The organism is Nosocomiicoccus sp. HMSC067E10, assembly GCF_001810835.1.
In the GTDB taxonomy this organism is placed as follows: domain Bacteria; phylum Bacillota; class Bacilli; order Staphylococcales; family Salinicoccaceae; genus Nosocomiicoccus; species Nosocomiicoccus ampullae_A.
In genome coordinates this window covers 52,598-75,414 of the sequence record NZ_KV802741.1, presented here as the reverse complement: position 1 = coordinate 75,414, position 22,817 = coordinate 52,598, and the positions used below count along the sequence as shown (strand labels likewise).

At 35.3% G+C, this 22,817-nt stretch carries 25 protein-coding genes; 24 read left to right on the top strand and 1 reads right to left on the bottom strand.

Annotated features, from left to right (window positions below):
• The first annotated feature begins 52 nt into the window (after window positions 1-52).
• From hemW to recO, 20 genes are all read left to right on the top strand, one after another.
• Entirely contained in the window at window positions 53-1,171 is a 1,119-nt protein-coding gene (hemW, locus tag HMPREF2767_RS00855; RefSeq protein ID WP_070622166.1) for a radical SAM family heme chaperone HemW, read from the top strand.
• A gap of 82 nt (window positions 1,172-1,253) precedes the next feature.
• Window positions 1,254-2,222, top strand: a complete 969-nt coding sequence (gene hrcA / locus HMPREF2767_RS00850) for a heat-inducible transcriptional repressor HrcA (RefSeq protein ID WP_070622164.1) — start codon at window positions 1,254-1,256, stop codon at window positions 2,220-2,222.
• Between the two features lie 3 nt (window positions 2,223-2,225).
• Window positions 2,226-2,786 (top strand): nucleotide exchange factor GrpE, encoded by a 561-nt coding sequence (grpE, locus tag HMPREF2767_RS00845; protein WP_070622162.1) that lies wholly within the window; start codon window positions 2,226-2,228, stop codon window positions 2,784-2,786.
• Between the two features lie 44 nt (window positions 2,787-2,830).
• A complete protein-coding gene (dnaK, locus tag HMPREF2767_RS00840) occupies window positions 2,831-4,651 on the top strand; it encodes a molecular chaperone DnaK (protein WP_068128248.1) in 1,821 nt (606 codons plus the stop codon).
• An 84-nt stretch (window positions 4,652-4,735) separates the two neighbouring features.
• Window positions 4,736-5,869, top strand: a complete 1,134-nt coding sequence (dnaJ, locus tag HMPREF2767_RS00835; protein ID WP_070456401.1) for a molecular chaperone DnaJ — start codon at window positions 4,736-4,738, stop codon at window positions 5,867-5,869.
• Window positions 5,870-5,871: 2 nt separating this feature from the next.
• Complete coding sequence (gene prmA, locus HMPREF2767_RS00830) at window positions 5,872-6,804, top strand: 50S ribosomal protein L11 methyltransferase (RefSeq protein ID WP_040928389.1); 933 nt, start codon at window positions 5,872-5,874, stop codon at window positions 6,802-6,804.
• 5 nt (window positions 6,805-6,809) lie between these two features.
• Window positions 6,810-7,523, top strand: a complete 714-nt coding sequence (locus tag HMPREF2767_RS00825; RefSeq protein ID WP_070622160.1) for an RsmE family RNA methyltransferase — start codon at window positions 6,810-6,812, stop codon at window positions 7,521-7,523.
• Between the two features lie 71 nt (window positions 7,524-7,594).
• Window positions 7,595-8,980, top strand: coding sequence for a tRNA (N(6)-L-threonylcarbamoyladenosine(37)-C(2))-methylthiotransferase MtaB (gene mtaB / locus HMPREF2767_RS00820; RefSeq protein WP_070622158.1), 1,386 nt, complete (start codon window positions 7,595-7,597; stop codon window positions 8,978-8,980).
• Window positions 8,981-9,643 (top strand): deoxyribose-phosphate aldolase, encoded by a 663-nt coding sequence (gene deoC, locus HMPREF2767_RS00815; protein ID WP_070622156.1) that lies wholly within the window; start codon window positions 8,981-8,983, stop codon window positions 9,641-9,643.
• Window positions 9,644-9,748: 105 nt separating this feature from the next.
• Window positions 9,749-9,925 carry a 30S ribosomal protein S21 gene (gene rpsU / locus HMPREF2767_RS00810; RefSeq protein ID WP_040928386.1) on the top strand — a complete coding sequence of 59 codons (177 nt, stop codon included), beginning with the start codon at window positions 9,749-9,751 and terminating at the stop codon, window positions 9,923-9,925.
• A 113-nt stretch (window positions 9,926-10,038) separates the two neighbouring features.
• Window positions 10,039-10,713: an NfeD family protein gene (locus HMPREF2767_RS00805; protein ID WP_168162105.1), complete on the top strand. Its 675-nt coding sequence runs from the start codon at window positions 10,039-10,041 to the stop codon at window positions 10,711-10,713.
• On the top strand, window positions 10,713-11,705 hold the full coding sequence (gene floA, locus HMPREF2767_RS00800; RefSeq protein WP_070456415.1) for a flotillin-like protein FloA: 993 nt from the start codon (window positions 10,713-10,715) through the stop codon (window positions 11,703-11,705). Before HMPREF2767_RS00805 ends, floA begins: the two co-directional genes overlap by 1 nt.
• 8 nt (window positions 11,706-11,713) lie before the next feature.
• On the top strand, window positions 11,714-12,232 hold the full coding sequence (locus HMPREF2767_RS00795) for a hypothetical protein (protein ID WP_070622152.1): 519 nt from the start codon (window positions 11,714-11,716) through the stop codon (window positions 12,230-12,232).
• A gap of 61 nt (window positions 12,233-12,293) precedes the next feature.
• Window positions 12,294-13,028, top strand: a complete 735-nt coding sequence (locus HMPREF2767_RS00790) for a YwiC-like family protein (protein ID WP_070622151.1) — start codon at window positions 12,294-12,296, stop codon at window positions 13,026-13,028.
• Between the two features lie 41 nt (window positions 13,029-13,069).
• Window positions 13,070-14,032, top strand: a complete 963-nt coding sequence (locus tag HMPREF2767_RS00785; RefSeq protein ID WP_070622150.1) for a PhoH family protein — start codon at window positions 13,070-13,072, stop codon at window positions 14,030-14,032.
• On the top strand, window positions 14,019-14,483 hold the full coding sequence (ybeY, locus tag HMPREF2767_RS00780; protein WP_070622149.1) for an rRNA maturation RNase YbeY: 465 nt from the start codon (window positions 14,019-14,021) through the stop codon (window positions 14,481-14,483). The genes HMPREF2767_RS00785 and ybeY overlap by 14 nt, the downstream gene beginning before the upstream one ends.
• A gap of 1 nt (window position 14,484) precedes the next feature.
• The gene (locus tag HMPREF2767_RS00775) at window positions 14,485-14,838 is read left to right on the top strand and encodes a diacylglycerol kinase family protein (RefSeq protein WP_070456425.1); all 354 of its coding nucleotides are present in this window, start codon (window positions 14,485-14,487) and stop codon (window positions 14,836-14,838) included.
• The gene (cdd, locus tag HMPREF2767_RS00770; RefSeq protein WP_070456427.1) at window positions 14,839-15,255 is read left to right on the top strand and encodes a cytidine deaminase; all 417 of its coding nucleotides are present in this window, start codon (window positions 14,839-14,841) and stop codon (window positions 15,253-15,255) included. It begins immediately after the preceding gene.
• Window positions 15,255-16,157: a GTPase Era gene (era, locus tag HMPREF2767_RS00765; RefSeq protein WP_070622148.1), complete on the top strand. Its 903-nt coding sequence runs from the start codon at window positions 15,255-15,257 to the stop codon at window positions 16,155-16,157. Before cdd ends, era begins: the two co-directional genes overlap by 1 nt.
• Window positions 16,158-16,165: 8 nt before the next feature.
• The gene (gene recO, locus HMPREF2767_RS00760; protein ID WP_070622147.1) at window positions 16,166-16,906 is read left to right on the top strand and encodes a DNA repair protein RecO; all 741 of its coding nucleotides are present in this window, start codon (window positions 16,166-16,168) and stop codon (window positions 16,904-16,906) included.
• A gap of 38 nt (window positions 16,907-16,944) precedes the next feature.
• Here the strand turns inward: recO and HMPREF2767_RS00755 are convergent, their stop codons facing one another.
• Complete coding sequence (locus HMPREF2767_RS00755) at window positions 16,945-18,336, bottom strand: glycine--tRNA ligase (protein ID WP_068128275.1); 1,392 nt, start codon at window positions 18,334-18,336, stop codon at window positions 16,945-16,947.
• Between the two features lie 256 nt (window positions 18,337-18,592).
• Between HMPREF2767_RS00755 and HMPREF2767_RS00750 the strand changes: the two genes are divergently transcribed.
• The 4 genes from HMPREF2767_RS00750 to HMPREF2767_RS00735 all read left to right on the top strand — a co-directional run bounded on the left by HMPREF2767_RS00750 (window position 18,593) and on the right by HMPREF2767_RS00735 (window position 22,762).
• On the top strand, window positions 18,593-19,399 hold the full coding sequence (locus HMPREF2767_RS00750; RefSeq protein ID WP_068128277.1) for a pyruvate, water dikinase regulatory protein: 807 nt from the start codon (window positions 18,593-18,595) through the stop codon (window positions 19,397-19,399).
• Between the two features lie 11 nt (window positions 19,400-19,410).
• Entirely contained in the window at window positions 19,411-21,162 is a 1,752-nt protein-coding gene (gene dnaG / locus HMPREF2767_RS00745; protein WP_070622146.1) for a DNA primase, read from the top strand.
• Between the two features lie 15 nt (window positions 21,163-21,177).
• The gene (rpoD, locus tag HMPREF2767_RS00740; protein WP_070456434.1) at window positions 21,178-22,284 is read left to right on the top strand and encodes an RNA polymerase sigma factor RpoD; all 1,107 of its coding nucleotides are present in this window, start codon (window positions 21,178-21,180) and stop codon (window positions 22,282-22,284) included.
• Between the two features lie 103 nt (window positions 22,285-22,387).
• Window positions 22,388-22,762, top strand: coding sequence for a c-type cytochrome (locus HMPREF2767_RS00735; RefSeq protein WP_040928370.1), 375 nt, complete (start codon window positions 22,388-22,390; stop codon window positions 22,760-22,762).
• Window positions 22,763-22,817: the final 55 nt, after the last annotated feature.

The window sequence follows — 22,817 nt, the reverse complement described above, 5'->3', positions numbered from 1 at the left end:
TTAAAAGAGAAATCATGTTTCATGATTTCTCATTTTTTTTAAGGAGGCAATTATGGATAGCCTATATATTCACATTCCGTTTTGTAATCGAATTTGTGCATATTGCGACTTTAATAAGTTTTTAATCGACAATCAGCCAGTCGACACGTATGTAGATATGTTAATTAAAGAATTAAAGTACTTAAAAGAACGTAGTTTAAAAACGATATACGTCGGTGGCGGAACACCAACCGCTTTAAATCTGAACCAGCTTGAACGATTACTTTCATTTATTAATGATAATTTTAATGTCAGTCATGAGTATACGTTCGAAGCAAATCCAGATGAGTTAACGACTGAAAAAATCAGTCTATTAAAAGAATACGGTGTAAATCGCGTGTCTCTCGGTGTACAAACATTTGATAACGAGCTATTAAAAATTCTTGGACGTACGCATAATTTTGATGATATTTATCGCTCTATTAATCATATGGAAAAAATTGGTTTAGATAATTACTCGATTGATCTTATGTATAACCTTCCTGGGGAAACGTCTCAACATATTGAAGACTCATTGAATAATATAAAAGTGTTACAACCAAAACATATTTCTTGGTATTCATTGATTATTGAAAAACATACGATTTTTTATAACAAAATTAAACAAGGGAAATTACACATAGCAAATTCTGAAGTAGAAGGAAAAAGATATGAGCGTGTAATGGAAGGTTTAAAAGAAATAGGTTATCACCAATATGAGATATCAAATTTTTCATCATATCCAAAGTATGAATCGATGCATAATAAGACATACTGGAAAAACAATGAATATTACGGTGCAGGTGCTGGGAGCCATGGATATGTAAATGGAGAAAGATATTTTAATGTAAAACCAGTACCGCACTATATTAATCGTATGAAAGAAGATACGAATGCGATTAAGGAAATTCATAAATTAACTAATAAAGAGATGTACGAAGAAGAAATGTTTTTAAACTTAAGATTAAACAAAGGACTAAAAATCAAACAGTTTAAAGATAAATATGGAGTTTCTCTTTTTGATATATATGGAGATGTTATTGAAAAGCATATTAATCAAAATAATTTACAAATAAACGGAGAATATTTATCGTTGACAGAGCAAGGGAAAATGGTTGGAAACGACGTGTTTATTGATTTTTTAATCGATTGAGGGTTAAGTCTTGACATTCTTTGACCTATTGATTATTATAGAATTAGCACTAAGAGATGATGAGTGCTAATGAGGTGAAAGGATGCTTACAAAACGTCAAGAGATCATTCTTCATTTTATTGTAGATGATTTTTTAAATGTGAGCGTACCGATTAGTTCAAAACGATTGTTAGAGAAATATCCATTAGATGTTTCTAGTGCTACTATTCGTAACGAAATGGCAGAGTTAGAAAATTTTGGATATCTTTCTAAAGCACATACTTCATCGGGACGAATTCCATCGAGAAAAGGTCTTAGAAAGTACATCGAAGATATTCAACGAGATATTGAAAGTATGCCAGCTAAAATCGACTTTAAATTTGATTTTAATGAGTCGAATTTAAATCGTTTAGGACAAGGTATTGCGCATACACTTAGCAACAAAACACAACATTTAACTTACGTTACATTAACAGATGAAAAAGAAGTAGTTAAAGGTGTTTACCTCACATCGATTTCAGACGCGCTTGTGCTTTTAGTCATCGTGTTAGATAGTGAAGCGGTAAAGCAAGTGACGATTCGAAAGTCACGAGATATAAAACAGCACGATTTAGATGTGTTAATGAGAGACTTAAATGTATTACTTATTGATGCTTCTATTAAAGAAGCAATTAATATTGTTAAAACGCATCTCGTTAAAAACAATCCGTTGTTACAGCAGTTTTTATTAAAATTATCCGAAAAAATCGAGAACCTAGGCGATGAGAAAACAGTATCGTTTTACTCAGGACTCGGATTTTTACTGAGAGACTTTGAAACTGATGTAGAAACGCTCACTCAACTTTACAATGACATTGAGCATGCAAAACTTCCACAATTACGATCACATAGTCGTGAAGTTGAAGTACGTTTTGGTGAAGAAATCGATGAAAACTATGAACTTTTATCAATCGTATCAACAAACGTCACTTATAACGATGTGACGGCTAACTTGATGGTGATTGGCCCAGAAATTATGGGGTATCAAAAAATAATCACATTATTACATGCATTTAATCAAAAGGAGAGTTAGTGCGTGGAAAAGAAGAATGAAAACATACAAGAAGAAGAACTAAAAGAAACTGAAGAACTTACAGAAGAAAAGAACGAAGATTTGGAAGAAATCGAAGAAGTTGAAGAAGTAGAAGAAAATCCAGTAGAACAGTTAGAGGAACAACTGGATGAATCTGAAAACAAATATTTAAAACTTTATGCAGAATTTGAAAATTTTAAAAGACGTTCTAGAGAAGAAACAGAAAGAAATAACAAATATAAAAATCAAAGTTTAGCGACTGATCTATTATCGGTGCTAGATAATTTAGAACGTGCGCTTCAAGAAACAGGAGATTCTGAATCGTTTGAATCACTGCATAAGGGTGTTGAAATGGTCTATAACGACTTTTTAAATAAACTTGAAGCAAATGGAATTACTCAAATCAAAGCATTAGACGAACCGTTTGATCCGAATTTCCATCAAGCAATTATGACGGAAGCAAAAGACGGTGTTGAATCTGGTGTAGTGATTGAAGAATTCCAAAAAGGGTATTTACTAAAAGACCGTGTCATTCGAGCGAGCATGGTCAAAGTAAGTGAATAATATTAACAGATATAATATAGATATTTTATGGAGGAATTTTAATTATGGCTAAAATTATTGGTATTGACTTAGGTACTACAAACTCAGTAGTTTCAGTATTAGAAGGTGGAGAAGCGAAAGTTATCGCTAACCGTGAAGGTAACAGAACGACACCATCAGTTGTATCGTTTAAAGATGGAGAAAGACAAGTTGGTGAGGTTGCAAAACGTCAAGCGATTACTAACCCTGACACAGTGATGAGTGTTAAACGTCACATGGGTTCAGACTATAAAGTAGAAGTTGCAGGTAAATCATATACACCAGAAGAAATCTCTGCGATGATTTTACAAGATTTAAAAGAAACAGCAGAAAGCTATTTAGGTGAAAAAGTGACACATGCAGTTATTACAGTTCCAGCATACTTCAATGACTCACAACGTCAAGCGACTAAAAACGCAGGTACAATCGCTGGTCTTGAAGTAGAGCGTATCATTAACGAACCAACAGCTGCAGCGTTAGCATATGGTTTAGACAAAGAAGAAGAGGAAGAAAAAGTACTCGTATTTGACCTAGGTGGAGGTACGTTCGACGTTTCTATTTTAGAACTTGGTGACGGTGTGTTCGACGTACTAGCTACGAGTGGGGATAACAAACTAGGTGGAGATGACTTTGACGAAAAAATCATCGACTACTTAGTAGACATCTTCAAAAAAGACAACGGCATTGATTTATCACAAGATAAAATGGCGATGCAACGCTTAAAAGATGCAGCTGAAAAAGCGAAAAAAGACTTATCAGGTGTTTCATCAGCACAAATTTCTCTACCATTCATTAGTGCAGGAGAAGCAGGTCCATTACACTTAGAAACGACATTAACGCGTTCTAAATTTGATGAGTTAACACACGATTTAGTTGAAAGAACAATGATTCCTGTACGTAACGCAATTAAAGATGCTGGCTTAAGTTTCTCAGATCTTGACGAAGTTATTTTAGTCGGTGGTTCAACGAGAATTCCAGCAGTACAAGAAGCAATCAAAAAAGAAACAGGTAAAGAAATCAACCGCTCTGTTAACCCAGACGAAGTTGTTGCAATGGGTGCAGCAATCCAAGGTGGAGTATTATCTGGAGATGTAAAAGACGTAGTATTACTCGACGTTACACCGTTATCACTTGGTATTGAAACAATGGGTGGCGTAAACACAATTTTAATTGAAAGAAATACGACAATCCCAACTAGTAAATCACAAGTGTTCTCTACAGCAGCAGATAACCAACCAGCAGTAGATATCCACGTTCTACAAGGTGAGCGTGAGATGGCTGCAGACAACAAAACGCTTGGACGTTTCCAATTAACAGACATTCCAGCAGCACCACGTGGAGTACCACAAATCGAAGTTACGTTTGATATCGACAAAAACGGTATCGTAAACGTGTCTGCAAAAGACTTAGGAACTGGTAAAGAGCAAAGCATTAAAATTGAAGCATCTTCAAATCTTTCAGACGAAGATATCGAACGCATGATCAAAGAAGCAGAAGAAAATGCAGAATCAGATAAAAAACGTCGTGAAGAAGCAGATCTTAAAAACGAAGCAGACCAACTCGTATTCCAAAGTGGTAAAACTTTAGAAGAGTTTGGCGACAAAGTTACTGAAGATGAAAAAACGAGCGTAAACGAAGCGAAAGATGCATTACAAAAAGCACTTGAAGAGAATAACTTAGATGAAATTAAATCTAAGAAAGAAGCACTTGAACAAGCACTTCAAGCAGTTTCTATGAGAATCTACCAAGAAATGCAACAAGAACAAGGTGACGCTAGTCAACCAGCTCAAGATGATGACGTTGTAGATGCGGACTTTAAAGAAGTTAACGAAGACGACAACAAGTAATATAGATAGACTCTTAAAGTCAAAGCCAATGCATTTGGCTTTGACTTTTTTAAATGGTAATATTTGTATGTTGGAGGAGAAAAATTGGCTACTAAAAAAGATTATTATGACGTATTAGGCGTAAACAAAGACGCAACAAAAGAAGAAATTAAGCGCGCATATCGTAAACTGTCTAAGAAATATCACCCAGATATTAACAAAGAAGAAGGCGCAGACGAAAAATTTAAAGAAGTAACAGAAGCATACGACGTACTATATGACGATGAAAAACGTCGTCAGTATGATCAGTTTGGACATAGTGCATTTGATGGTACTGGAGGATTCGGCGGTGGATTTAATGACTTCGGTGGAAGTGGATTTGGAGGATTTGAAGATATATTCTCAAGTTTCTTCGGTGGAAGCCGTCGTCAAGACCCAAATGCACCACGCCAAGGTGACGATTTACAATATACGATGACAATCGACTTTAGAGAAGCGGTTTTCGGAGGTAAAAAGACTGTCACAATCACAAAAGAAGTTGAATGTGATCATTGTGATGGAAGCGGAGCAAAAGCCGGAACGTCTAAAAAGACATGTTCAACGTGTTCAGGAACAGGTAACGTCAATGTAGAACAAAATACACCATTCGGTAAAATTAGAACACAACGTACATGTCCAACATGTGGAGGAACAGGTCAAGAAATCGAACATCCATGTGATAAGTGTCACGGAAAAGGAACAATACAAAAAGATGTTGAAATCGAAGTGACTATTCCTGAAGGTATTGATAACGGACAACAAGTACGTCTTCAAGGATATGGTGAACCTGGATATAACGGTGGACCAGCGGGTGACCTTTATATCGCATTTAGAGTGAAACCAGACAAAGAGTTCGTACGTGATGGTGACGATATTCACTATGAATTATCTATTACGTTCTCACAAGCAGCGCTTGGTGACCAAGTAAAAGTACCGACATTACACGGACCAGTTGAAATCGACGTGAAAGCAGGCACTCAGTCTGGACGTAAATTACGTCTTAGAGAAAAAGGTGTTAAAAACGTCAATGGATTTGGTTTTGGTGACCAAATCGTTACAATTCGAGTAGAGACACCGACGAAACTTTCAGAAGAAGAAAAAGAATTATTTAGAAGACTGGCCGAACTAAACGGTAATCAAGTAAAAGGATCGCAAGAATCATTTACAGATAAAGCACGTCGATTCTTTAAAGGGGACTAATTATGAAGTGGTATAAAATTTCGTTACACTCACAGATTGAAAATGAAGCACCACTATCTCTATTTTTAACAGATATTTCTAATGGTATTTCTGTCGATTATTCAGTTGATTTAATGAAAAGTAATATCGATGATTTCGAACATAAATTCCGTTTAAACGAAAGTGATTATCCAGAGTCAGATATTCGTATTTCAGTATATTACGATGAGACGGAAAATCTTGATGAAAAGCTGAACCTTATTAATCAGTTCATTTCTGAAAATGAAGCAATCATTAATCGTGACGAGATTGAAGTTACAGTGGATACTGTAGAAGAAGCGGATTGGGAAAATGAATGGAAGAAGTATTTCCATAGTTTTAGAGTGTCAGAGTCATTTGTCATCGTTCCGTCATGGGAAATGGATGATTATGAATATGACGCTAATGACCGTTTAATTAAGCTTGATCCAGGAATGGCATTTGGTACAGGAGACCATCCGACGACGTCGATGTGTTTAACGTTTATCGAAAAAATCATTCGACCAGAACATAAAGTGATTGATGTTGGTACAGGGTCTGGGATTCTAACAATCGGCGCGTATTTAATGGGCGCGAGAGACTTAACAGCAACAGATATCGACACGTTATCATTAACAGTTGCTGAAGAAAACTTTAATTTAAATGACACTAAACCTGTCGACTTAAGAGCAGCGGACTTATTAAAAAATGAAACAAAAAATTATGATATAGTCGTTGCGAATATATTAGCTCATGTTATTGAGGATATGATTACAGATTCTTATCGAGTATTAAACGATGGCGGTTACTTTATCTCAAGTGGTATTATTGTAGAGAAAAAAGAAGATATTCTTTCACAATTAAAGGATGCTGGATTTAGTATAATCGAAGTTTTAGAAGACGATGGATGGGTGAGTATACTATCTAAAAAAGGATAAGTGCTATGCAAAGATATTTTGTAGATACTGTTTTACAAGAAAACGAAATTTATACAGACTTAAATATAGATACGCATCACATTTTTAATGTGATGCGTATGTCTATTGGTGACAAAATAGAAGTTGTGGACAAAAACAAAGATGTTTTTATCGTGAAAATAATTGAAGACACCCCGTTTAAAATAGAAGTGATTTCTACGATTCAAAGTGTAGAGAGCAACATTAAAGTGAGTGTATATGCTCCGATTTTAAAAGGAGATAAACTCGATTTTATGTTGCAAAAAAGTACCGAACTCGGTGCGGAACATTTCTATTTTTATGACGCAGATCGCTCAGTTGTGAAGCTTGATGAAAAGAAAAAACAAAAACGTAAAATACGTTTTGAAAAAATAGTAACAGAGGCAAGCGAACAGTCAAAACGTAATACGATTCCTACGATTGAATTTCTAGGTAAACTAAAGTCCATTGACTTTTCACAGTATGACAACGTCTTTATTGCTTATGAAGATGTTCGACTTCAAGAAAATAAAAAATTCGCATCTGCTTTAAATAAAGAAGATAATCATATCGCAATTATTTTTGGGCCTGAAGGTGGATTTACAGAGAGTGAAGTCGCGTCACATAATAACTTTACAATTGTTCAACTCGGGAAACGTATATTACGTGCAGAGACCGCACCTTTATATATGTTATCGGTGATCGACAGCATATATAATTAACGTTTATTGAAGCGCACTTTTCATTATGTTAAAATAGCTGATGATTATTTTAAAAGAAAGATTTGATATAGATGGAAAAAACAGTTGCCTTTTCAACGCTCGGTTGTAAAGTAAACCATTACGAAACTGAAGCGATGTGGCAAATTTTTAAAGATGCAGGATATTCACGCGTTGAATTCGAAGATAATGCAGATGTTTTCGTTGTGAACACTTGTACAGTAACAAATACAGGTGATAAAAAGTCACGTCAAGTGATTCGTCGAGCGATTCGTCAAAATCCAGATGCGGTCATTGCAGTATCTGGATGTTATGCTCAGACTGCACCAAAAGAAATCGAGGCAATACCTGGTGTTGATATAATTATCGGAACAGAAAATCGCGATAAGTTAATTGACTATGTCGAACAGTATCATGAAGAACGTCAACCGATTAACCGCGTTCAAAATATTATGAAAAAACGTACGTTTGAAGAAATGGACGTACCGTACTTTACAGACCGCACACGTGCGACATTAAAAATTCAAGAAGGGTGTAATAACTTCTGTACATTTTGTATTATTCCGTGGGCACGTGGTTTAATGCGCTCTAGAGACCCTGAAAAGGTAATTGAACAAGCAGAAAAACTTGTTGAAGCGGGTTATAAAGAAATCATTTTAACAGGTATTCATACTGGTGGATACGGTGAAGACTTAAAAGATTATAACTTAGCGATGTTACTAAGAGATCTCGAAAAAGTCGAAGGTCTTAATCGCTTAAGAATCTCTAGTATCGAAGCGTCGCAATTAACAGATGAAGTACTCGAAGTTATTTATCATTCAAATAAAATTGTAAGACACTTCCATATACCTGTTCAATCTGCATCAGATACTGTTTTAAAACGTATGAGACGTAAGTACACGATGGACTTTTATGAATCTCGTATTTTAAGACTTAAAGAAATGATGCCAGGTGCTGCGATTACGTCAGATGTTATCGTTGGATTCCCTGGTGAAACAGAAGAAGAGTTTATGGAAACATATGATTTCATTAAAAAGCATCATTTCTCAGAATTACACGTATTCCCGTACTCAACACGTACAGGAACACCAGCTGCACGTATGAAAGATCAAATCGATAATGAAACGAAAGAAGCGCGCGTAAAAAAACTCATCGAGTTATCGGACGCACTTGCGTTAAGCTATGCTGAGAAGTTTAAAGATGACGTATTAGAAATTATTCCTGAAAAAATGGAAGACGGTATTCTCGTTGGACATGCGGATAATTACATGAAAGTAGCAGTAGATGGAGATGAAAGCCTAACTGGTGAACTCGTTAAAGTTAAAGTGACAGAGCCAGGTTATCCAGTATCAAAAGGTGAAATCGTTAAAGTACTCGAAAAACCGATGGTAAAACAGTACGATTATTTAGAAAGACATGTGCACACAAGTGAAGCTGCACATATGGAAAGTAGGATTTAAATGAAAATAGAACGATATATCGATCACACATTATTAAAACCAGATACAACAACAGACGATATTAAAAAATTATGTGAAGAAGCAAAACGATATAATTTCTTTAGCGTCTGTGTGAATCCGTCACACGTTGAGCTATGTAAGTCTCTACTTGAAGGTAGCGACACGAAAGTTTGTACAGTTGTTGGATTCCCACTCGGAGCGACGACGTCAGAAGTTAAACAGTTTGAAACGGTTCAAGCGATTCGTAATGGTGCTGATGAAATTGACATGGTCATTAATATCGGCGCATTAAAAACTGGAGATTTAGAAACGGTTCAAAAAGACATAGAAGCAGTCGTAAATGTTAAAGGTGAAGCGCTTGTTAAAGTAATTATTGAAACAGCGTTACTAACTCCTGATGAGATCGTAACAGCGAGTGAACTTTCTAAAAAAGCAGGTGCAGATTTCGTTAAAACTTCAACAGGATTTAACGGGAGAGGAGCATCAGTAGAAGACGTTACGCTAATGAAGTCAACAGTTGGAGATGCACTCGGTGTTAAAGCAAGTGGGGGCATCCGCTCTAAAGAAGACGCATTACAAATGATTGAAAAAGGTGCAACAAGACTTGGTGCATCAAGTGGTGTGAAAATTGTTCTAGGTGAAAAAAGTAATTCAGAATATTAAAACACCTTGACCATATTATTAAATTTATAATATAATATACACTAGATATTCTTTTAATATCTTAAATATTTGCTCTTTGTGTTATTTCGGAGGGAGGGGAACACGATGACTAAAACAGTAGTAAGAAAAAACGAATCTATCGAAGATGCGTTACGTCGTTTCAAGCGTACAGTTTCTAAAAGCGGTACGATTAAAGAAGCACGTAAAAGAGAATATTACGAAAAACCTTCTGTAAGACGTAAGAAAAAATCAGAAGCGGCACGTAAACGTAAATTTAGATAATTCGTGTAACTCCCTCGAGTAACAGAATTATAAATAAAGGGATGATGAGAATCATCCCCTTTTTTATATAAAAAATTAATGGAGTTATGTATAATAAAATGGAGGAATTCAACGTGAACGGGTTATTGATAAATATTATTAACTTTATATCGAGTCCAGTCGTTTCAACAATTCTTTTGTTAACGTTCTTTCTAGGACTTACATATCAACTCTTTTCACAAAAAATTAATTTCGTTGGTGTACTGAGTATATTTTCGATCTTCACATTTTATCTCGGACATATACTCGTAAACGAGTCGAGTGTGTTTGCGTTGTTATTACTATTAGTTGCGTCTGCACTAATCGTTTTAGAGTTTTTTATCTTCGGATTAGTACTCGGCGTCATCGGAACGATTTTACTCTTTATAAGTATTATATTTATAACGAATGACCCAATGCTTTATAGTGTTATCGTATTTCTCATTATCATTTTAGTTGCGATAGAGGTAGGTGTTTTAGTCAAAATGAAAAAGAAGAGAGTCCCATTATGGAAGCGTTTTGTCTTGACAGACGCGACAGACAGCGAAAGTGGTTATACTTCATTTGATGACCGTTCTTATCTACTTGGAAAAGTAGGAGTGACTGCAGTACCATTAAGACCTTCTGGAACAGTAATAATCGATGATAATAGAATTGATGCGGTAGCAGAGGGAACTTTTATAGAAAGAGACGTTAAAGTAAAAGTGATCTTCGTTGAAGGTACTCGAATTGTTGTTAGACCGATAAAAAATGAAGAGGTGGATAATTAATGACAGGTGGTTTAATCTCACTTATATTATTCGTTGTCGTTATTTTTATAGCGGTAATGTTTATTTTATCTTTTGTTCCAGTAGGATTATGGATTTCAGCATTAGCTGCTGGAGTTAAGATTGGTATATTTACGTTAATTGGTATGCGTTTAAGAAAAGTTAAACCAAAACGTGTTGTAGAACCGTTAATTAAAGCACGTAAAGCTGGTATTGACGTAACGACAAACCAATTAGAATCACACTACTTAGCTGGTGGTAACGTAGACAGAGTAATTGATGCATTAATTGCGGCACAACGTGCAGATATTAACTTAACGTTTGAACGCTGTGCAGCAATTGACTTAGCAGGCCGTGACGTTTTAGAAGCAGTTCAAATGTCAGTTAACCCGAAAGTTATCGAAACGCCATTTATTGCCGGTGTTGCAATGAACGGTATCGAAGTGAAAGCGAAAGCGCGTATTACAGTACGTGCGAACATCGATCGACTCGTCGGTGGTGCAGGTGAAGAAACAATTGTAGCACGTGTCGGTGAAGGTATCGTATCGACTATCGGTTCTTCAAAACATCACACAGTTGTATTAGAAAACCCAGATTTAATTTCAAAAACTGTACTTGAAAAAGGGTTAGACTCAGGAACTGCGTTTGAAATTCTATCGATCGATATCGCTGACGTAGATATCGGTAAAAACATCGGTGCAGACCTTCAGACTGAACAAGCTGTGGCAGATAAAAATATCGCTCAAGCAAAAGCTGAAGAGCGCCGTGCAATGGCTGTAGCAGAAGAGCAAGAAATGAAAGCACGTGTCCAAGAGATGCACGCTAAAGTTGTAGAATCTGAATCTAGAGTACCACTTGCATTTGCAAAAGCTTTAGAGGAAGGCCGTATCACTGTAAGTGAATACTATGACTTAAAAAACATCGAAGCAGATACTAAAATGAGAGATTCTATTAACAAGATGACAGATCCAACGAAATATAATGAAGAAGAGTAAGTGATAATATGGAGTTACTCGTACCATTAATAATTTTTGCTATTGGTGGGATAATATCATATCTCAATGATGCTAAAGAAAAGGAAAAGCAATCTAAGAATCCAAGAAATATTGATTTTGATAAACTAAATGAAAAATATCAAAAATCAAAAACTGAAGCGGTGGACGAGTTTAAACGTTTAAAAAAAGAATTTACGGACTTAAAGCAAGAGACGACAACACAACAAGGAAAACCTAAGTTAGACAAAACTTCTAAAAAGGCCGTTGAGGACAAATATAAACGTGAAAAAGAACGACTTAGAGAAAGACAGCGTCAAGCGGATGAAGCGAAAAAGAAAGTCGCAGAGCTACAAAAAAATAAAGAAAAATCAGATCTCACGAATGGAACTGATGAAGTAAAACAAGTTATCTTTGACGATAGTCCGTACAATAAAAAGTTATCATTCGATAAAGAAGCAGTCGTTAACGGTATCGTGATGAAAGAGATTCTCGGTCCGCCGAAAAGTAAGATGAGAAGAGTTAGGTAATTACCTAGCTCTTTTTTATTTACATTAGTATTCATTGTATAATGGAGGAGAGGTGTGAGTAATGGAGTTTAAATTTAAAAAGCAAAATCAGCATGGTGCTTGGGCGATGGTTTTTATGCCACCTATATTAGGAATGGTTGCAAGTGGATTCCATCCTTCACAACTGTTTTTTATTGTTGGATGGTTACTCATATTTTTTGCAGCTGATCATATACTTTATTTTTTTAAAAGAATTAAACGTAAAGAATATGAAGTTTTAAATAGTGCGCTTCTTTTTACGAGTCTATCGCTTCTAATTCTAATTTATCCGATTGTTACTGATTATAGAGTCATTTTCTTTTTCCTATGTATGATTCCATTCGGTATATTGAATGCTTATTTTTCCTACACACGCGATGAAAGAAATATGCTGAATAATATAGCAGCAATTATCATTTTCAGTTTAGCAGGTAGTGCAACAGCATTCTTAAATACTCATGAAATGACGTTTAATTTATATTTTGTGATGATTGTATCGACACTATATTTCATTGGATCAGCACTCGTTGTTAAAACAGTCATTCGTGAGAAAAACAATCCGACTTATAAATGGGCGTCATTTATTTATCATTTTATAACTATGGTAGCTGGTTTTATTTACCATCCGGTAGTCGGTATCGCATTTACATTTGGTTTTATAAGAGCGGTTTATGTCTACGGGAGAGGATGGAAACCAAAGCAACTTGGGATATTAGAAATCATCCATGTAGTGTTCGTGACTATAGTTATATCACTATTTATGGTATATTTTAGGTAATCTAAAAAATAGTTATACTTCAAAACAGAGAGGGTAAGTACATGCCAAAAGTGATACATTTTGATAATTTGGACGACGCACAACAAATTTTAGGGGTAAACGATTCCCATATTCGAGTTTTAGAAGATGAATATGACGCTGAGATTCGTTCAAATGGACATGAAGTTAAAATTCAAAGTGATAATGAAGAAACAGAAGTAAAAATATATAATATTTTAATGGCCTTACTTCGCGTAAAGCAACAAGGTCATCAAGTAACTTTACGTGACTTACAATCTGCAATTCAAATGGCAGAAAAGGACACGTTAGAATATTTAGAAGATCTATACAAAGAAGAGATCGCAAAAGATTATAGAGGTAAACCGGTTCGAGCTAAAACAACTGGACAACAAATATACGTCAATCATATTAAAAACAGCGACTTAACCTTTGGTATCGGACCAGCAGGTACAGGTAAAACATTTTTAGCTGTCGTTATTGCGTGCCAAATGTTAAAAGATAATGATATTAAAAGAATCGTATTAACAAGACCAGCAGTAGAAGCAGGAGAAAACCTAGGATTTTTACCTGGTGATTTAAAAGAAAAAGTGGACCCGTATTTACGTCCGTTATATGACGGTCTACATGCAATTTTAGGTCAAGAACATACGGATCGTCTTATCGAACGTGGCATCATTGAAGTGGCACCTCTTGCGTATATGAGAGGACGTACGTTAAATGACGCATTTATCATATTAGATGAAGCACAAAATACGACTTCAATGCAGATGAAGATGTTTTTAACACGTCTTGGATTTGGTTCTAAAATGGTCGTCACAGGAGACGAAACACAAATTGACTTACCGAGTAAAACGAGAAGTGGCTTAATTGAAAGTGTAGAACGATTAAGAAACGTACGTGGCGTTCAAATTAATCACTTTACAGATCAAGACGTTGTGAGACACCCACTTGTATCAAGAATAATTCGTGCATATGAAGCAGGTGATTTAAATGTTAACGATTGATTTTTTAGACGATGAGAATTATTCGTCAGATTTAGAAAAAGAAGATATAGAATCACTACTTAATTATTCATATGAGTTTTTAAAACAAAGTGAAGATGCTGAAGTATCTATATCTTTTGTTTCAGAAGATGAAATAAAAGAAATTAACAGAGATTATCGAAATAAAGACGAAGTGACAGACGTGATTTCATTTGCCTTTTTAGACGATGAAAATGATGATATAGAAATTCCAGGAATGCCAGTAACTCTTGGAGATATTATTATTAATACTAATCGTGCGAAAGAGCAAGCAGAAGAATATGGTCACTCATATAAACGTGAATTAATGTTTTTATCTTTACATGGATTTTTACATTTACTTGGATATGATCATATGACTAAAGCAGATGAAAAAGAAATGTTCGGCCTTCAAAAAGAAATATTAGATGCATTTGGAATCTCGAGAGATTAACATGAAGCGATTTAAATATCCATTTTCTGGATTTCTACGACTCGTTACAAAAGACTCTCATTACGTCTTACATTTAGTAAGTGCAGTATGTGTTATCATCGTATCTTATTTTTTATCTATTAATATGACGGAATGGCTCTTTATATTAAGTGCAATATTTTTAGTGCTACTTACAGAGGCTTTAAATACAGCAATCGAAGAGGTCGTTGACCTCGTAACGAGTGATTTTGAACAACATGCAAAATATGCAAAAGATATCGCAAGTTTTGCAGTATTACTTTCGAGTATTTACGCAGCCTTAATTGGTGTAATCATATTACTACCAAAGTTATTAAAATTGATAGGAGTGTTATAAATGGCAATTATTGATGATGGGATTTTTAAAGATGAATGGTACGATGAAGTAATCAAAGCACAACAAAACGCTTATACACCGTATTCTGAATTTAATGTTGGTGCATTACTCATTACTGAAGACGATGAATACGTGTACGGTGCAAATATCGAAAACGCATCGTATCCAGCGACAATTTGTGCAGAACGTACAGCACTTGTTTCTGCGTATGCAAGAGGGATTACAAAGTTTAAAGCATGTGTTGTAATTACAGATGCTAAAGATCCAGCGAGTCCATGTGGTGTATGTCGTCAAGTATTAAAAGAACTAACTCATGATGATATGCCAGTCTATATGTTAAGTAAAGATAAGCGCTGCATTAAAAAGACGGTCGATGAATTGTTACCACTTGGATTTAGCGGAAAGGATATGGATTAATGTCAACATTTAAATCTGGTTTTATTACAATAGTCGGGCGACCAAACGTTGGTAAATCGACATTTATGAATCATGTGCTCGGTCAAAAAGTCGCGATTATGAGTGATAAACCACAAACGACGAGAAATAAAATTCAAGGTGTGTATACGACAGAAACAGCACAAATGATTTTTATCGACACACCGGGTATTCATAAACCAAAACATCAGCTCGGTGAACATATGATGCGCGTTGCTAAACGAACGCTACGTGAAACCGAAGTGATTTTATTCGTCGTAAATGCAACTGAGAAAAAAGGTCCTGGGGACGAATTCGTCATAAATATGATTAGAGATACAGATACACCTGTTATTTTAGTCATCAATAAGATCGATTTAATTCACCCTGATGAGTTACCTGAAATTATTGAACGATATACAACTGATTTTGAATTTAGTGATGTCGTACCAATTAGTGCATTACAAGGCACAAATACGGGTCAGTTATTAGATGTTATTGAATCACACCTTGAAGAAGGCCCTATGTATTATCCAAAAGACAGAATTACGGATCATCCAGAGCATTTTATCGTTTCGGAGTTAATTCGTGAAAAGATTTTACTATTAACTGAACAAGAAATTCCACATTCAATTGGCGTTGAAGTAACGAAGATGAAGCGAGAAAATGACGGCGAAAAAGTAAAAGTCGAAGCGACGATTTACGTCGAACGTGATTCTCAAAAAGGTATGGTCATCGGTAAAGGTGGTAAGATGCTAAAGCGAGTTGGTACGCTTGCACGTATAGATATCGAGGCATTACTTGGAGACAAAGTGTATTTAGAATTATGGGTAAAAGTCCAAAAAGACTGGAGAAACAAACCTCAATTTATTAGAAGCTTAGGCTATAAAGACGAAGAATATTAGGTGATAGTTTGATCCACCAAAATAAAGGATTCATGATTCGACAAACGAATTATAGTGAGTCCAGTAAAATTATCACAGTACTCAGTGAACATGGTGCACTTGTACCGTTAATGGCACGTGGATTTAACAAGCCAAGAAGTCCGTTTAATAGTTTAAAACAAGGCTATAAACATACGTTATTTACGTATTCAAGACACCGAGGTATGGGCACATTAACAGAAATTGATATCATCGATGGGTACAATACCATTAACAATGATTTTGACACGTATACGATAGCGAGTTATATCGTTGAACTCATTAGTCGAGTGACAGACGAAGAAATCGCTGATCCGTCGTTATACCGACTAATGCATCAAGCGTTTAAATTACTCGATGATAAAAATGAAAAATATTCGGTGTTAAGTTTTGTCATTATAAAACTATTTCCAATGTACGGTGCACTATTAAATGTTGACAAATGTGTATTATGTGGCAGTTATAGTTATGAGAACATGAACCGATATTCGTTTAAATACCACGGTGTCATATGTAATGATCATTATGATGAAGAACATTTAGAGCGCTCAGTATATGTGAGTAGCCGCTCAATCTATTTAGCAGCATTTTTAAAGCACGTTCAAGTCGAACATTTAAACTCTATTAATATCGGTGAAGAAGACGGAAAGAAACTTTTTAAGTTTGTCGATATGTTGTTTCAAGAATATACCGGAGAATTTTTTAAAACGAGAAAGTTACTTCAAATATAAAAACAGTGTCGTAAATTATTTACGACACTGCTTTATTATTATTTCATTTTTTCTTTTAAGTAGTCATTTAAGTCAGCGATAGCAATACGTTCTTGTTCCATCGTATCTCTGTCACGTACTGTTACTTTATTATCTTCAACAGAGTCGAAGTCAAACGTAATACAATACGGTGTACCTATTTCGTCTTGACGACGGTAACGTTTACCGATAGATTGACTTTCATCAAATTCGATGTTGAAGTCTGGAGCAAGTTGCTCGTATACTTTCATTGCATCTTCACTTAACTTTTTAGATAGTGGTAACACTGCTGCTTTAAATGGTGCAAGTTTATGGTGTAACTTTAAGACGTTACGCTCTTGTCCTTCGCCTAAGTCTTCAACTTCATATGCATCGACTAAAAATGCAAGTGTCATACGGTCTAAACCGAGTGACGGCTCGATAACAAATGGTACGTATTTTTCGTTCGTTTCTGGATCATGGTATTTAAAATCAACACCAGAGAACTCCATATGTTTAGATAAGTCGAAGTCTGTACGAGATGCGATACCCCATAACTCTCCCCAGCCGAATGGGAATAAGTACTCAAAGTCAACTGTAGAGTTAGAGTAGTGTGATAACTCATCTTCATCGTGTGCACGAATTCTAATTTTATCCATATCAATATCTAAGTCTTTTAACCAAGTCTCAGCAAAATCTCTCCAGTAATCAAACCACTTTAATTCAGTACCTGGTTTACAGAAGAACTGTAATTCCATTTGGTCGAATTCACGCGTACGGAACGTAAAGTTACCTGGAGTAATTTCGTTACGGAATGATTTACCAATTTGACCGATACCAAATGGTAATTTTTTACGCATCGAACGTTGTACATTTCTAAAGTTAACGAAAATTCCTTGAGCTGTTTCAGGACGTAAGAAAATATCTGTAGAAGAATCTTCTGTTACCCCTTGGCTCGTTTTAAACATTAAGTTAAATTGACGAATTTCAGTAAAGTCATGTGCACCACACACTGGACAGTTAATACCTTCATCGTCAATGAGTTTACTCATCTCATCGAATTCCATACCATCAGCAACAAAGCTATCGTCTGTTTTATGCATATGTTCTTCAATCAGCTTATCTGCACGAAGACGTGCTTTACATGCTTTACAGTCGATCATCGGGTCGTTAAAGTTTTCTAAGTGACCTGATGCTTCCCATACTTTAGGGTTCATTAAAATAGATGCATCGATTCCAACGTTATATGGAGATTCTTGAATGAATTTTTTCCACCATTGTTGTTTGACGTTGTTTTTTAATTCGATTCCAAGTGGACCGTAATCCCAAGTGTTCGCAAGACCACCATAGATTTCAGAACCAGGGAACACAAAACCTCTCGTTTTCGCGAAGTTTACAATTTCTTCCATTGAGTACTTTTTTTCTTCTGACATTTTCATTCTCCTTTTACATAAAAAAACTGGATAACAAAAAATGTTACCCAGGGGCGAGTATATACCCGCGGTTCCACCCTTATTTATAATTTAAAATTACTTCATTTCGTTATTTACTTTTATATGCCAATTTATGCGTTAAGCTTTCACTACTCTTAACTCGCTGTCACATATATTATATAATTAAAGTATTCACAATGCAACAAAACGTATCAATCACACATATATCTATCGTTTTATAAAGGAATGATCATACGTGAAAAATTTAAAAATAGTCATTGCATCAGATTCTATTGGTGAAACTGGAGAAGTAGTTGCACGAGCAGCACTATCTCAATTTGATGTTGTAGTAGAAGAAAGAAATTTAAAGAGATATGCACATTTAACTGATGTAAAGGATATCGATAATTTCATTCAATCGATTAAATTAGATAATGTCGTTGTAATTTTCACTTTCATTAAACCAGAGCTTTCAAAGTATATTGTAGAGAAACTAACACAACTCAATATTCCATTTGTAGACGTTATGACACCAGTTATGGATATGTTGAAAGAAAAGCTAGAGGATGGACCGTTATATGAACCTGGTCGTGTCCATAAACTCGACGCGGACTATTTCAAAAAGATAGAAGCGATTGAATTCGCAGTACGTTATGACGATGGTAGAGACCCATCTGGTTTAAAATATGCAGATATCGTATTAATTGGTGTTTCGAGAACATCTAAAACACCACTTTCACAGTTTTTAGCATATAGGGGGTATAAAGTTGTTAATATTGCACTTGTCCCAGAAGTCGAATTACCAGAACAACTATTTGAAATCGACCCTAATAAATGTATCGGTTTAGAAATTGATCCATCTTCACTGTTTGAAATCCGAAAAAGACGACTCGAGCAACTTGGTTTACTTGAAAATGCTAAATACGGGCAAAACGAAAGAATCGAAGCGGAACTCGAGTATTTCCATCAAACAGTTAAAAAAATTGGTTGCTGTACAATCAATGTTACAAATAAAGCGATAGAAGAAACCGCGAGTGAGATTATTAGAATTATGAATTTATAGAGGTGTATTGAATGGCAGAAAAATCTGTAGTGGATCAAGTAAAAGAATCTACTGACATTGTAGATCTCATTTCAGAATATGTTGATTTAGAAAAAAGAGGTAATAACTACGTTGGGCTTTGTCCATTTCATAACGAAAAAACACCTTCTTTTAACGTTTATAAAGATACGGGAAGTTATTATTGCTTCGGTTGTAGAGCAAATGGATCAGTAATTGATTTTTATATGGAGATGGAAAATCTTCCCTTCAATGAAGCATTACAATCTCTTGGCGAGCGTTCGGGTATTAAAGTTAAACATAAACAAACGAATGTGAATTCAAAAGAGCTTCAACTCATTAAAATGCATGAGATTATGGTAGATAACTATCATAATATTTTAGTGTCAACTGCTGAAGGGAAAGAAGCACTGAACTATTTATTAAAGAGAGGTTTTACACTCGAACAAATCAAAAAGGAAAAGATCGGTTTTGCTCCAAATATAAAAGATAGTGCTATTCAGCTATTAGAAAATCTAAAGTTCTCTAAAGAGATGATGTACCAAGCTGGTCTCGTTGCACGAAACGAAGAGACGTTCGAGTACTTTGACCGATTTAGAAACCGTATTATGATACCGATTAAAAATCATAAAGGTAAATATGTCGCTTTTACAGCACGAGCGTTAGGTGATGATACACCGAAATATTTAAACTCTCCTGAAACAGACATCTTCCATAAAAGCTCGATTATATTTAATTTATCTGATGCTTATAAAGTTATCCAAGATGAAAAAGAAGTGATTTTAATGGAAGGACATATGGATGTATTAAAAGTAAAAAATACATCTATAAAAAATGTCGTCGCGACGATGGGGACGAGTGTGTCTTTAAAGCAAATTGAAATTTTAAAGCGAGTCTCTAAAAATATAACATTAATGTTCGACGGAGACGAAGCGGGTAAAAATGCAACTCAATCGGTCGGAGAAAAGATACTCGAACAAAAAGGAAATCCATATGTCATTCCGTTACAAACAGGTATGGACCCGGATGAGTTTATTGAAAAGCATGGCGAAGAATCATTTGAGAAATATATTTATGAGAACCGAGATCATTTTATTGTTTATGATGCGAAAGAAAAACTTAAAAGTTCAAAACGAAACGACTTAAAGTTCTCTGAGTACTTAAATCATTCGATTCAACTCTTAAAATATATTGATAACGAAGTGGAACGAAGCCGACTTGTTAAACAAATATCTGAACTCTATGAAGTTGATGCAGAGCTTATCCATCGACAATTACCAAAAAAACAACGTCGACGAGGCAATAAAACAACGTTCAGTAGTCCGATTGTGACACGTGTAACGTCAAGTGAATTTAAAGAGAAACATATTATGCATACATTAATCAATAGTAAAGAGAGAATGCGGTATTTTACCTCAAATTTTGACTTAAATTTATTTCAAACAAATGGTTATCATGATATAATAAATAAATTAGTGGAATATTTTAGCGAATTCGATACATTTGATAAACAGATGTTTATATCTTATATTGACCCCGAATTAATCACTTGTTTAGAACATATTATCGCGACTGATTTACCTGTCTTAGAAGAACAAGAATTAAATGATTATATACAGGCGATTTGTGGTATAAGTTCAAGTAGTGGGGAGAAAAATAATCTGATCAAAGAAATTGAGCAAGCTGAACTCATTGGAGATGATGAGCGAGCGTTAGAACTCTTTAATCAATTAATAGAACTCCAAAAATTTCCAAAGTCAAAATAAATTAGGGGGATTTCAATGTCAGTTAAAAAGACGCTATCATTAGCTGAAAATGAAATAGATATGACAAATATTGAGTCTGTAAAACAGTTCCTATTAGAAAAAGGAAAACAAGAAGGTGAGTTATCTCACGAAGAAATTGCCGATAAGTTACAAAATTTTGACTTAGACTCTGATGCAATGGATGAATTTTTTGAGCAAATTCATACTGCAGAGATTGAACTTGTGAACGAAAAAGACGCAGATGATAAAGATGAGAAATTAGACGTACGTGATATGTCTGCACCGGTCGGTATTAAAATTAACGACCCAGTACGTATGTATTTAAAAGAAATCGGACGCGTAGATTTATTAACGGCTCAAGAAGAAGTCGAACTCGCTAAGCGTATTGAAGCGGGAGACTTAGAGGCGAAAAATAAATTAGCTGAAGCAAACTTACGTCTCGTAGTCAGTATTGCAAAACGTTATGTTGGTCGTGGGATGCTATTCTTAGATCTTATTCAGGAAGGGAATATGGGTCTTATTAAAGCTGTTGAAAAGTTCGACTTTACGAAAGGGTTTAAATTCTCAACGTATGCAACGTGGTGGATTCGTCAAGCAATTACACGTGCGATTGCTGACCAAGCGAGAACAATTCGTATCCCTGTTCATATGGTTGAAACGATTAACAAACTCATTCGTATTCAAAGACAATTACTTCAAGATTTAGGGCGTGAACCAACACCTGAAGAAATTGGAGAAGAAATGGATATTACAGCTGACCGCGTAAGAGAAATTTTAAAAATTTCACAAGAACCTGTTTCACTTGAAACTCCAATTGGTGAAGAAGATGATTCACACCTTGGCGATTTCATTGAAGACGTTGAAGCACAAAGCCCATCGGATCACGCAGCATATGAAATGCTAAAAGATCAACTAGAAGATGTTTTAGATACGTTAACGGACCGTGAAGAGAATGTGTTACGTCTTCGCTTTGGTTTAGATGATGGTCGTACTCGTACGTTAGAAGAGGTTGGTAAAGTGTTCGGAGTCACACGCGAACGTATTCGTCAAATCGAAGCGAAAGCGTTAAGAAAACTTCGTCACCCTTCTCGTTCTAAAAAACTTAAAGATTTTATGGATTAATTGTGAACAAAGTGTATAATTACAAAAAATACTCGTTGGAATTTATTTGCAAGTAGTATACAATTGAATAAGAATATGCTAATTATAAGAGGAGGGAAATTTAATGAACAAGAATCCAATTATCCCATTCTTACTGATCATCTTCCTAGGTGTCGGACTTGTATTCTTACTTTCTTCATACGGAGCTACTGATGATGGTGGAGATACTGCTGATAACGGAACTGAACAACAAGACGGAGATAACGCATCTTCTGGAGATGCTGATGGTGAAGGCGTAGCAAAAGATAACTGTTCGTCATGTCACGGTCAAGACTTCTCTGGTGGTATGGGTCCTGCTTTAGCTGGAACTGGCGTTGACAAAGAAACATTTGTTAAAGACGTTAGAAATGGTATTGAAGGAACTGCAATGCCAGCGTTCTCTGAAAGTCAAATTTCAGATGAAGAAATCGACGCTATGTATGAATTCTTTACTAAGTAATAAATAATTGAAAATGATAACTCCTACATCTGATGTAGGAGTTTTTTTAAATTAG